At 70.2% G+C, this 14,162-nt stretch carries 1 protein-coding gene; it reads left to right on the plus strand.

Annotated elements, in window-relative coordinates:
- Positions 1-14,092: non-ribosomal peptide synthetase (locus OQ789_RS25405; RefSeq protein ID WP_324689134.1), on the plus strand; the 14,092-nt coding region annotated here is incomplete at its 5' end.
- Between the last annotated feature and the right edge of the window lie 70 nt (positions 14,093-14,162).

The raw sequence follows: 14,162 nt of genomic DNA on the forward strand, positions 1-14,162 counted from the left end.
TCGCATCGAGCTCGGTGAGGTCCAGGCCGCACTGGCCGGGCTGCAGGGTGTCACCCAGGCGGTGGTGGTCGCCCGCGCGGACCGGCCCGGCGACACCCGCCTGGTCGGTTATGTCACCGGCAGCGCCGACCCGGCCGGGATGCGCGCGGCACTCGCCGAGCAGCTACCCGCCTACATGGTCCCCGCCGCGATCGTCGTCCTCGACACCCTGCCCCTTACGGTCAACGGCAAGCTCGACAGGCGCGCCCTACCCGCACCGGATTACCAGGACACCGACCATTACCGGGCCCCGACCACCCTGACCGAGGAGATACTGGCCGGCATCTATGCGCAGGTGCTCGGGCTGGACCGCGTCGGCATCGACGAATCGTTCTTCGAGCTGGGCGGCGATTCGCTCTCGGCGATGCGGGTGATCGCCGCGATCAACAAGGCCCTGGACGCCGGTCTCGCGGTGCGCGCCCTGTTCGAGGCGCCCACGGTGGGCAAGTTGGCATTGCGCATCGGTAGCGGCGCGGGGGCGCTGGAGCCGTTGCGGGCGGTCGAGCGGCCAGCGGTGATTCCGCTGTCGTTCGCCCAGAACCGGTTGTGGTTCGTCGACCAGTTGCAGGGGCCCTCGGCCATCTACAACATGGCGGTTGGTTTGCAGCTGAGCGGACGGCTCGATGCCGAGTCGTTCGGTGCGGCGCTGGCCGACGTGGTGGGCCGGCACGAGAGTCTGCGCACGCTGTTCCCCGCGGTTGACGGGATCCCCCGGCAGCTGGTGGTGGCCGTCGAGCAGGCGGACCTGGACTGGCAATTCATCGATGCGGCGGGCTGGTCCGAGCCGCAGCTTGCCGGGGCCATCGACGGCGCGGTGCGTGACCCGTTCGACCTCGCGGCCCGAATCCCCTTGCGGGCAAGGCTTTTCCGCGTGGCAGCGGACGAGCACGTGCTGGTTGCCGTGGTGCACCACATCGCGGCGGACGGCTGGTCGGTCGCCCCGCTGGTGCGTGACCTGGGTGTGGCCTATGCCAGCCGGTGCGCGGGCCAGGCCCCGGCCTGGGCGCCGTTGGCGGTGCAGTACGCCGATTACACGCTGTGGCAGCGCACGCAGTTGGGCGACCTGTCCGACAGCAACAGCCCGATTGCCGGGCAGCTGGCCTATTGGGAGGAAGCGCTGGCCGGCATGCCCGAGCGCCTCGCGCTGCCCACCGATCGCCCCTATCCGCCCGTTGCCGACTACCGCGGTGCCCGGGTCGCGGTGGACTGGTCGGCCGAGTTGCAGCAGCGGGTAGCCCAGGTAGCCCGTGAACACAACGCGACGAGTTTCATGGTGGTCCAGGCCGCCCTGGCGGCGCTGCTGGCCAAGCTGAGCGCCAGCAGCGAGGTGGCCGTCGGGTTCTCGATCGCCGGACGCGGGGACCCGGTGCTCGACGAACTGGTGGGCTTCTTCGTCAACACATTGGTCCTGCGGGTCGACCTGGCCGGCGACCCCAGTGTCGCCGAGCTGCTGACCCAGGTGCGGGGCCGTAGCCTGGCCGCTTACGAGCACCAAGACGTGCCCTTCGAGGTCCTGGTGGAGCGGCTCAACCCCACCCGCAGCCTGACCCATCACCCGCTGGTGCAGGTGGTGTTGGCCTGGCAGAACTTCGCCCGCCAGGACAACGGGCCGGCTTCCGGATTGGCCCTGGGCGACCTGGAGGTCACCCAACTGCCGGTCGACACCTGCACCGCCCGCATGGACCTCACGTTCTCCCTCGGCGAGCAGTGGACCGAGGCCGGCGAGCCCGCCGGGATCGGCGGGACGGTCGAGTTCCGCACCGACGTGTTCGACACGGCCAGCATCGAGGCGCTGATCGAGCGGCTGGAGCGGTTGCTGGTGGCGCTCACGGCAGACCCGTCGCGGCGGCTCTCGTCCATCGATCTGCTCGATGAAGCCGAGCGAACCCGACTGGATGGGTGGGGAAATCGGGCCGCGCTCACCCGGCCCGCACCGCCCGCGGTGTCGATCCCGGCGTCGTTCGCGGCGCAGGTGGCCGACACTCCGGACGCGGTGGCCGTCACCTGCGGCGGGCGTTCGTGGTCCTATCGCCAGCTGGACGAGGCCTCGAACCGGTTGGCCCACCTGTTGGCCGACCACGGGGCGGGCCCGGGCGAGTGCGTGGGATTGCTGCTGCCCCGGTCGGCCGAGGCGATCACGGCGGTTCTGGCGATCCTCAAGACGGGGGCGGCCTACCTGCCGATCGACCCGGCGCATCCCGACGCCCGCATCGAGTTCATGCTGGCCGACGCCGCGCCGATGGCCGTGGTCACCGTCGCGGACCTCCGCGCGCGGCTGGATGCGCGCGAGATGGTGGTCATCGACATCGACGACCCGGCCGTCGACAGCCGGCCCGGCACCGCGCTGCTCGCGCCTGCCGCCGAGAACATCGCCTACCTCATTTACACGTCGGGCACCACCGGTGTGCCCAAAGGCGTGGCCGTCACCCACCACAACGTCGCCCGGCTGCTGGCATCGCTGGATGCAGAAGTGCCCCGCACCGGGGTCTGGTCGCAGTGCCACTCCCTGGCCTTCGACTTCTCCGTGTGGGAGATCTGGGGCCCGCTGCTCCGCGGCGGGCGGCTGGTGGTGGTGCCCGAGTCGGTGGCCCGCTCACCCGAAGAGTTCCACGCCCTGCTGATTGCTGAGCAGGTCAGCGTGCTGAGCCGAACCCCGTCGGCGTTCTATGCGCTGCAAACCGTCGACGCGCTGTCACCCGAGCTGCGAGATCAGCTCAAGCTGGAGGCGGTCGTGTTCGGCGGCGAGGCGCTGGAGCCCCAGCGGCTCGGAACGTGGCTGGACAACCACGCCGGGTCGCCGCGTCTGATCAACATGTACGGCATCACCGAGACCACCGTGCACGCGTCGGTGCGCGAGATCCTCGACACCGACGTCGCCAACAACGTCAGCCCCATCGGGGTGCCGCTGGCCCACCTGAGCTTCTTCGTGCTGGACGGGTGGTTGCGCCCGGTGCCGGCCGGGGTGGTTGGGGAGCTGTACGTCGCCGGCGGCGGGCTGGCCTGCGGATATGTGGGCCGGGCCGCGCTGACGGGGACACGCTTCGTGGCGTGCCCGTTCGGTAGCGCGGACGCGCCTGGACTACGGATGTATCGCACCGGCGACCTGGTGTGCTGGGGCGCCGACGGACAGCTGCGCTATCTGGGACGTGCCGACGAGCAGGTCAAGATCCGCGGGTACCGCATCGAGCTCGGGGAGGTCCAGGCGGCACTGGCCGGGCTGGACGGCGTCGAGCAAGCGGTCGTGATCGCCCGCGAGGACCACCCCGGCGATAAGCGCCTCGTGGGTTACGTCACCGGAACCGCGGACCCGGTCATGGTGCGCAGCGCGCTGGCCGAGCGGCTGCCCTCCTACATGGTTCCGGCCGCGGTCGGCGTGATCGACGCGCTGCCCTTGACGGCCAATGGCAAACTCGACGCCCGCGCCCTGCCGGCACCGGAGTACCACGATGTCGAGCACTACCGCGCGCCGTCCGGCCCGGTCGAAGAGATCCTGGCCGGCATCTACGCCCAGGTGCTGGGTGTGGAGCGGGTCGGGGTCGACGAGTCGTTCTTCGAATTGGGCGGCGACTCGTTGTCGGCGATGCGGGTGATCGCGGCGATCAACACCAGCCTGGATGCCGGCCTCGCGGTGCGCACCCTGTTCGAGGCGCCCACGGTTGCCCAGTTGGCGCCGCGTGTCGGCGCCGCCCAGGGTCGGGTCGAGCCGTTGGTGGCGATGGAGCGGCCCGGCGTGGTGCCGTTGTCGTTCGCCCAGAACCGGTTGTGGTTCATCGACCAGTTGCAGGGACCCTCGCCGGTCTACAACATGGCGGTGGCGTTGCGGCTCAGCGGGCACCTCGATGTCGAGGCGCTGGGCGCGGCGGTGACCGACGTGGTGGGCCGCCACGAGAGCTTGCGGACGCTGTTCGCTGCGCCCGAGGGGGTCCCCCGGCAGGTGGTGGTGCCCCTGGAGGGGGCCGACTTCAAGTGGCAGATCACGGATACCTCCGCCTGGCCGAAGGGTTTGCTGGAGGTCGCGATCGACACGGCGGTGCGTCGCCCGTTCGACCTGGCCGGCGAGATCCCGATGCGCGCGGAGCTTTTCCGCACCGCCGACGACGAACACATCCTGGTGGCCGTGGTGCACCACATCGCCGCCGACGGGTGGTCGATCAATCCGCTGGTCGCCGACCTGGCGGTGGCCTACGCGAGCCGGTCCGCGGGCCAGGACCCCGCCTGGGCGCCGTTACCGGTGCAATACATCGACTACACGCTGTGGCAGCGCGAGCGGCTGGGTGATCTGTCCGACAGCGAGAGCCCGATCGCCGCGCAGGTGGGTTACTGGGAGCAGGCCCTGGCCGGGATGCCCGATCGCCTGCCGCTTCCCACCGATCGGCCCTATCCGCCGGTCGCCGAACAGCACGGGTCCCGGGTGGCGGTGGACTGGTCGGCCGATCTGCAGAGCCGGGTAGCTCAGGTGGCTCGCGCCCACAACGCGACCAGCTTCATGGTGGTCCAGGCCGCGCTGGCGGTGCTGTTGTCCAAGGTCAGTGCCAGCACCGATGTGGCGGTCGCGTTCCCGATCGCCGGGCGCCGCGACACCGCGCTCGACGGCCTGGTGGGCTTCTTCGTCAACGCACTGGTGTTGCGCGTCGATCTGGAGGGCGATCCCAGCGTCGCCGAGCTGCTGACCCAGGTGCGGGGCCGCAGCCTGGCCGCCTACGAGCACCAGGACGTGCCGTTCGAGGTTCTGGTCGAGCGCCTCAACCCCACCCGAAGCCTCGCCCACCACCCGCTGGTCCAGGTGACCTTGGCGTGGCAGAACAATGACCTCGCCGAGCTGAGCCTGGGCGACGTGCAGATTTCCCCGTTGTCGGTGGACACCAACACCGCCCGCATGGATCTGACCTTCTTCCTGGGTGAGCACTGGACCGAGGCCGGCGAGCCCGCCGGGATCGGCGGAACCGTCGAATTCCGGACTGACGTGTTCGACGCGGCGAGCATCGAGGCGCTGGTCGGGCGGTTCGAGCGGGTGTTGATGGCCATGACCGCCGACCCCGCCAGCCGGCTGTCGTCGGTGGACATGCTCGACGATGCTGAGCGCGCACGCCTGGACGAGTGGGGCAACCGGGCGGCGTTGACCCGCTCGGATCCGCCGCAGCCGTCGATTCCGGCATTGTTCGCCGCGCAGGTGGACCGCGCGCCGGATGCGGTGGCGATCAGCGGTGCCGAGCGCGCGTGGACCTACCGAGAGGTGGATGAGGCAGCCAACCGGTTGGCGCACCTGTTGATCGGCCAGGGCGTCGGCCCGGACGAGCTGGTGGCGTTGCTGGCGCCGCGGTCGCCCGAGGCCATCGTGGCGATCATGGCGGTCCTCAAGACGGGCGCGGCCTATCTACCGATCGACCCGAAGCTGCCCGCGGCACGGATCGGTTTCATGATCGGCGATGCCGCCCCGATCGCCGCGATCACCACCAGCGCGCTCGTCGACCGGCTGCACGGGCACGACCTGGTGATCGTCGACATCGATGACCCCGCCATCGACACCCAGCCCGGCACGGCGCTGCCGGCGCCGGCCGGCGACAACCTCGCGTACATCATCTACACCTCGGGTACCACCGGCATCCCGAAGGGGGTGGCGGTCAGCCACAACAACGTGACGCAGCTGATGGAACCGCTGCACGCCCACCTGCCCCAGGCGGGGGTGTGGTCGCAGTGGCATTCCCTGGCCTTCGACGCCTCGGTCCAGGAGATCTTCGGCGCACTGCTCGACGGCGGGCGGCTGGTGATCGTGCCCGAGCCGGTGGCTGCCTCGCCGGAAGACTTCCGCGCGTTGCTGATTGCCGAGCAGGTCAACGTCTTGAGCCAGACCGCTTCGGCCGCGGGCGCATTGTCGCACGAGGGTCTGGACTCGGTCGCGCTGGTGGTGGGCGCCGAGCCCTGCACACCCGAGCTCGTGGACCGGTGGGCGCCGGGACGCGTGATGATCAACGTCTACGGGCCCACCGAGACCACGGTGGATGTGGCGATCAGTCCGCCGTTGAGCGCCGGGTCGGGCGTGGTTCCGATCGGCTCGCCGGTGTCGAGCGCGGCGTTCTTCGTGCTGGACGCGCGGTTGCGTCCGCTGCCCGCCGGTGTGGTCGGCGAGCTGTACGTGGCCGGCCGCGGCCTGACCTGCGGGTATGTCGGCCGCGCGGGATTGACCGCGTCGCGCTTCGTCGGTTGCCCGTTCGGGGGACCCGGCGCGCGGATGTACCGGACCGGGGACCTGGTGCGGTGGGGTGTCGACGGCCAGCTGCATTACGTCGGGCGCGCCGATGAGCAGGTGAAGATCCGCGGCTACCGCATCGAACTGGGTGAGGTGCGCGCGGCGCTGGCCGCGTGCGACGGGGTGGAGCAGGCGGTGGTGATCGCCCGCGAGGACCGCCCCGGCGACCGGCGCCTGGTCGGCTACGTGACCGGCACCGCCGACCCGGCCGCGGCGCGGAGCAAGCTCGCCGAGCGGCTGCCCGCCTACATGGTTCCCATCGCTGTGGTGGTGCTGCCGTCCCTGCCGCTGACACCCAACGGAAAGCTGGACAAGCGCGCGCTGCCGGCACCCGAATATCAGGATGTCGATCGCTACCGCGCCCCGGCCAGCCCCATCGAGGAGATCCTGGCCGGCATCTACGCCCAGGTGCTCGGCCTGGAGCGGGTCGGTGTCGATGAGTCGTTCTTCGAATTGGGTGGGGACAGCATCTTGTCGATGCAGGTTGTGGCCCGGGCGCGGGCGGCGGGCCTGACCTGCCGACCGCCCGACATTTTCGTCGAGCAGACCGTGGCCAAGCTGGCCCGCGTGGTTCGGGTGACCGACGGCGAGGCCGGCCCGGAAGACGACGGCACCGGGCCAGTGGTGGCGACCCCGATCATGCGCTGGCTGGAAACCGTCGACGGCCCGGTCGATCAGTACAACCAGACGGTAGTGGCGCAGGCCCCCGCGGGGGTGTCTGAGGCCGACGTGCTGGTGGTGTTGCAGGCCTTGGTGGATCGGCATGCCATGTTGCGGCTGCGCGTCGACAACGGGCCCGACGGGTGGTCCCTGACGGCGCGCGAGCCGGGATCCGTTGACGCCCGCGAGTGCCTGCACACCGTGGACGCGTTGTCCGATGAGGCGGTGGTGGAGGCGCGGTCGCGGTTGAACCTCGCCGCGGGGGTGATGCTGAGTGCGGTGTGGGTGGCCCCGACCGGCCAGTTGATGGTGATCGTTCACCACCTGGCCGTGGACGGGGTGTCCTGGCGAATCCTGTTGGAAGACCTCAACATCGCCTGGGCCCAACTTCGCAGTGGACAGCCGATAGCCCTGCCGGCGGGTGGGACCTCATTTGCACGGTGGGCGTCCCTGTTGGTCGAGCACGCGCGCTCGGCGGCGGTGGTGGAACAGGCCGACGCGTGGCGACAGATCGCGGCGCCCCCGGCGGTGTTGCCTGCTGTGCAACCGGCCGTCGATACATTTGCCACGGCGGGGCGCATGTCGGTGAGGCTCGATGTGGAGACCACCCGGATGCTGCTCGGTGAGGTTCCGACGTCGTTCCACGCCGGGGTGCAAGACATCCTGCTGATCGCGTTCGCGCTGGCATTCGCGGAGTTCCTGGGCACCGGCGGCACGCCGATCGGCATCGACGTCGAGGGTCACGGGCGCGACGAGGAACTGGCGCCCGACGTTGACCTCACGCGCACGGTGGGTTGGTTCACGGCCGTCTATCCGGTGTCGCTGGCCGTGGACGGGTTGAGCTGGGCGCAGGTGATCGCCGGTGAGCCGGGGCTGGGTGCGGTGATCAAGGACGCCAAAGAGCAGCTTCGCGCCCTTCCCGACCCGTTGACCTATGGTTTGCTGCGCCACCTGAATGACCAGGTGGAGCTGGGCGGTTCGGACCCGGCGATCGGGTTCAACTATCTGGGGCGGCTGGGTACGCCGGCCGAGCTTTCTGATGATTTGTGGCGAATCAGCCCGGAGGGCTGGTCGTTGACCAAAGCGGCGGCGGTCGTGCCTATGCCGCTGTTGCATACCGTGGAGCTCAACGCCGGCACCGCCGACACCGACGCCGGCCCGCAGCTACGCGGGGACTGGACGTGGGCGCCCTCGGCACTCGACGACACCCAGGTGTCCCGGTTGGGCCAGTTGTGGTTCGAGGCGCTGGCCGGCATCTGCGCCCACGTGCGGCGCGGAGGCGGCGGGCTGACGCCGTCGGACATCGCGCCGGCCCGGTTGAGCCGCCAGCAGCTCGACGAGCTGCAGCAGCACTACCAGGTGGCCGACGTGCTGCCGCTGACCCCGCTGCAGCAGGGCCTGCTCTTCCACGCCGGCACCGTGCAGGGCTCCGCCGACGACGTGTATGCCGTGCAGCTGGACATCACCGTGACCGGTGCTCTCGACCAGCAGCGGCTGCGCGAGGCCGTGCAGGAGGTGGTGACCCGGCACCCCAACCTGGTCGCCCGATTCTGGACGGAGTTCGACGAGCCGGTGCAGATCATCCCGGCCGAGCCCGTGGTGGCGTGGCGGTACGTCGAGCCGGACGCCGCAGACGTCGACGAGGAGCACGTGCAGGCGATCTGCGCCGACGAACGGGCCGCGGTCTGCGATCTGGACGGCCAGTCGGCGTTCCGGGTGGCGTTGATCCGCACCGCAGCCGATCAGCACCGGTTTGTGCTGACCAACCACCACATCGTGATGGATGGCTGGTCGCTGCCGATCCTGATGCGGGAGATCATTGCCGGCTACTACGGGCACCGGTTGCCGTCGGCCCCGTCGTACCGCAGCTTCGTCACCTGGCTGGCGGCTCAGGACCGCGACGCCGCCCGCGCGGCGTGGGGCGAGGTGCTGGCCGGTTTCGACGTGCCGACGTTGCTGGGCCCCGCGGGCCGGTTGGCGCAGGGGCGCAGGGGCGTTGCGTCGTCCCGGGTGTCCGAGCCGATCACGCGGGCGCTCACCGAGCTGGCCCGTGTGCGCCACACCACCGTCAACACCGTGCTGCAGGCCGCCTTCGCGCAGCTGGTGAGCGGACTGACCGGCCAGCACGACGTGGCCTTCGGCACGGCGGTGTCGGGCCGCGCGACTGAGGTGCCCGGCGCGGAATCGATGGTGGGCCTGTTGATCAACACGGTGCCGGTGCGGGCACGGATCGGCGCGACCACCAGCACCGCCGACCTGCTCGACCAGCTGCAGCGCGCCCACCACCAGACGCTGGAGCACCAGCACCTGGCGCTGAACGAGATCCATCGCATGACCGGCCACGACCAGCTGTTCGACACCCTGTTCGTCTACGAGAACTACCCGATCGACACGGCCGGGTTGTCGGGCGACAACGAGCTGGCCATCACCGAGTTCACGACTCGCGAGTACAACCACTATCCGCTGACGGTGGCGGCCGCACCGGGCCTCGAACTGGCCCTGCGCGTCGAATACGACACCGACGTTTTCGACGCTGCCGGCATCGACATGCTGATCCAGCGGCTGGAGCGGGTCTTGGAGGTCATGACCGCCGACCCGACCCGACGACTGTCGTCGATGGACCTGCTCGACGGTGCCGAGCACGAGCGTCTCGAGGCCTGGGGCAACCAGGCGGTGTTGACGCAGCCCGCGTCCACTCTGGCGTCCATCCCGGGGCTGTTCGCCGCGCAGGTGGCGCGCGCCTCTGAGTCGGTGGCGATCAGCTGTGGCGAGCGGTCGTGGACCTACCGCGAGCTGGAGGAGTCCGCCAACCGCTTGGCGCACATGCTGGCCGACCAGGGCGCAGGCCCGGGGCAGCGGGTCGCGCTGCTGCTACCCCGTTCCGCCGAGGCGATCGTCGCGGTGCTGGCGGTGCTCAAGACCGGGGCCGCCTACCTGCCGATCGACCCGACGCAGCCTGCCGCGCGCATGGAGTTCATGCTCGGTGACGCCGCGCCGATGGCCGCGATCACCACCACGGAACTGCGTTCCCGGCTGGCCGGGCACGAGTTGCTGGTCGTCGACATCGACGACCCCCGCATCAAGACCTACCCGAGCAACCCCCTGCCGGTGCCGGCCCCCGACGACATCGCTTACCTGATCTACACCTCGGGCACCACCGGTGTGCCCAAGGGAGTGGCCATTCCGCACCGCAACGTCGCCCAGCTGCTGGAGTCGCTGGACGCCGGGATGGAGTTGGCCGGACAGGTGTGGACGCAGTGCCATTCGCTGGCCTTCGACTTCTCGGTGTGGGAGGTCTTCGGTGCCCTGCTGGGTGGCGGGCGGCTGGTGATGGTGCCCGACGAGGTGGTCCGCTCGCCGGAGGACCTGCACGCCCTGCTGGTTGCCGAACAGGTCAGCGTGTTGAGCCAGACCCCCTCGGCGTTCTACGCCCTGCAAACCGCCGACGCGCTCTCGCCGGAGCTGGGACACCAGCTCAAGCTGGAAACGGTGGTATTCGGCGGGGAAGCCCTGGAGCCGCAGCGTCTGGCCACCTGGCTGCGCAACCACCCCGGTTTGCCACGGCTCATCAACATGTACGGCATCACCGAGACCACGGTGCACGCCTCGCTGCGCGAGATCGTCGACGTCGACGTGGACAACGCGGTCAGCCCGATCGGGGTGCCGCTGGCCCACCTGGGCTTCTTCGTGCTGGACGGCTGGCTGCGCCCGGTGCCCACCGGCGTCGTCGGAGAGCTGTACGTGGCCGGCGGCGGCCTGGCGGCCGGCTATGTCGGCCGGGCTCCGCTGACCGCGTCACGCTTTGTGGCGTGCCCGTTCGCCGGCGCCGAAGTGCCCGGCGCACGGATGTACCGCACCGGCGATCTGGTGTGCTGGGGCGCCGACGGGCAGCTGCGGTATGTCGGGCGCGCCGACGAGCAGGTCAAGATTCGCGGGTACCGCATCGAGCTGGGTGAGGTCCAGGCCGTCTTGGCCGGGTGCGCCGGGGTCGAGCAGGCGGTGGTGATCGCCCGCGAGGACCGCCCCGGCGACAAGCGCCTGGTGGGGTATGTGACCGGAACTGCCGAGGTCGCCTCGCTGCGCGCGGCGATGGCCGAGCGGCTCCCGGGCTACATGGTGCCGACCGCGGTGGTGGCGATCGAGGCGCTGCCGCTGACCGCCAACGGCAAGCTCGATACCCGTGCCCTGCCGGCACCCGAATACAGCGAGAGCGACCGCTACCGCGCCCCGTCCAGCGCGGTCGAGGAGATCCTCTCCGGCATCTACGCCCAGGTGCTGGGCGTGGAGCGGGTCGGGGTCGACGAGTCGTTCTTCGAGCTCGGTGGCGACAGCATCCTGTCGATGCAGGTGGTGTCCCGCGCCCGGGCCGCCGGCCTGGTGTGCCGGCCGCGCGACATCTTCGTCGAGCAGACGGTGGCCCGGCTGGCCCGGATGGTGCGGGTGGCCGACGACGGCGGCCCGGTCGACGAGGGAGTGGGCCAGGTGGTGGCCACCCCGATCATGCGCTGGCTGCGCGACCTCGGCGGGCCGGTCGACCAGTTCAACCAGACCATGGTCCTGGAGGCCCCGTCGGGGGTGACCGAGGACGACGTGGTGGCGGTGTTGCAGGCCCTGGTGGATCGGCATGCCATGTTGCGGCTGCGCATCGACGACGACGGCGCCGGCGGTTGGTCGCTGCGGGTGCCGGAGCCCGGCTCGGTGGATGCGCGCGGGTGCGTGCAGGCCGTGCAGGTGCTGTCCGAGGAGGCGCTGGTAGCGGCGCGGTCGCGGCTGAACCCGGCCACCGGGGCGGTACTGAGCGCGCTGTGGGTGGCGCCCGCAGGTCAACTGGCGTTGGTCATTCACCACCTGGCCGTCGACGGGGTGTCGTGGCGGATCCTGATCGAGGACCTCAACATCGCGTGGGCCCAGCATCGCAGCGGGCAGCCGGTGGCCCTGCCGGCTCCGGGTACGTCGTTCGCCCGGTGGGCGTCGTTGCTGGCCGAACACGCCCAGGCCGCGGAGGTCGTGGAGCGGGCCCAGGCGTGGCGGCAGGTGGCGGCGACCCCGGCGGCGTTGCCGGCGTTGCAGCCCGCGGTGGACACGTTCGCCACTGCCGGGCACATGTCGGTGGAGCTGGATGCCGAGACCACGCGGATGCTGCTCGGTGAGGTGCCGGCGGCGTTCCATGCCGGAGTGCAGGACATTCTGCTGGTCGCGTTCGGGCTGGCGGTGGCGCAGTTGTTGGGCACCGGTGGCGCGCCGATCGGCATCAACGTGGAAAGCCATGGGCGCGAGGAGGAGCTGGCCGCCGATGTGGACCTCTCGCGCACGGTGGGCTGGTTCACCGCCATCTACCCCGTGGCCTTGGCCGTCGGCAGGTTGGGCTGGGCGCAGGTCGTCGCCGGAGACGCCGCGTTGGGCGCGGTGATCAAGGATGCGAAAGAGCAGCTTCGCGCCTTGCCGGACCCGCTGACCTATGGTCTGCTGCGCTACCTGAACCCCGAGATCGAGCTCGGCGGGACGGAGCCGGCGATCGGGTTCAACTACCTGGGGCGGCTTGGCGCCGGGGCGACCGAGATGTCCAGGGATTTCTGGCGGATCAGCCAGGATGCGTTGTCGCTGACCGGCGTCACCGCGGCGCTACCCGTTCCGCTGGCACACACCCTGGAGCTGAGCGCAGTCACCGTCGACACCGACACCGGTCCGCAGCTGCACGCCAACTGGAGGTGGGCGCAGTCGGCAGTGGATGACGCCCAGGTGGCCCGGTTGAGCCAGTTGTGGTTCGACGCCCTGGCCGGTATCTGCGCGCATGTGCGCGGGGGCGGCGGCGGGCTGACGCCGTCGGATATCGCACCCGCGCGCCTGAGCCGGCAGCAGCTCGACGAGCTGCAGCAGCAGTATCAGGTCGCCGACGTCTTGCCGCTGACCCCCTTGCAGCAGGGGCTGCTGTTCCACGCCAGCACCGCGCGCGACACCGGTGATGACTTGTACGCGGTGCAGCTGGACATCACCATTACCGGTGCCCTCGACCCGGTCCGCGTGCACGAAGCGGTGCGTGCGGCAGTGAACAGGCATCCGAACCTGGCGGCCCGATTCTGCGCACAGTTCGACGAGCCGGTGCAGGTTATTCCGGCCGATCCCGCGGTGCCCTGGCGGTATGTCGACCTGGACGGCGTCGCCGACCGCGAAGCGGAGGAGCAGGTCGAGCGCCTGCGTGCCGACGAACGTGTCGCGGTCCGCGACCTGGCCGGCCAGTCGGCCTTCCGGGCGGCGCTGATCCGCACCGGAACGGATCGTCACCGGTTTGTGCTCACCAACCACCACATCGTGATGGACGGCTGGTCGCAGCCCATCCTGCTGCGCGAGATCATCGGCAGCTACTACCAGCAGCGGCTGCCTGCCGCCCCGCCGTACCGCAGCTTCGTCAGCTGGCTGACGTCTCGGGATCGGGCTGCCGCCCACGCGGCATGGCGCGAGGTGTTCGCCGATTTCGAAACCCCGACGCTGGTGGGTCTGCCGGGGCGGTCAGGGCTCGGGCCGCGCGGCGTGGTGTCGCATCAGGTGCCCGAGCAGATCACCCAATCCGTGAGCGAGCTGGCGCGTTCGTCGCACACCACCGTCAATATCGTGCTGCAGGCGGCGTGGGCCCAGCTGCTTATGGGGCTGACGGGCCAGGACGACGTTGCCTTCGGCACGGCGGTCTCCGGGCGGCCGGCCGAGTTGGTCGGCTCCGACTCGATGGTCGGGCTGCTGATCAACACCGTGCCGGTGCGGTCGCGTATCACGCCGACAACCACCATCGCCGACTTGCTCGACGACCTGCAAAGCGTCTACCACCAAACACTCGAGCACCAGCACTTGGCGCTGGCCGACATCCATCGGGCCACCGGCCACGATCAGTTGTTCGACACCCTGTTCGTGTTCGAGAACTACCCGATCGACACCACGACGGTCCCGGGAACCGAAGAGCTGGCGATCACCGAGGTCAACTCCCGCGAATACAACCACTACCCGCTTTCGGTACTGGCTCTGCCGGGCACCGAGCTGCGCCTTCGCGTCGAATTCGATACCGACGTGTTCGACGCGACCACCATCGCGTCGATGATGGATCGGTTGCAGCGGGTGTTGGCGGGAATGGTGGCGGCTCTGGGTGAGGCGTCGTGACGGCGGATTTGTCGCGGCGGGTCTTGTCGATTGATCTGTTGGATGAGGGTGAGCGGGCGCGGTTGGATGG

This window comes from Mycobacterium sp. 94-17, from assembly GCF_035617725.1.
Classification (GTDB): domain Bacteria; phylum Actinomycetota; class Actinomycetes; order Mycobacteriales; family Mycobacteriaceae; genus Mycobacterium.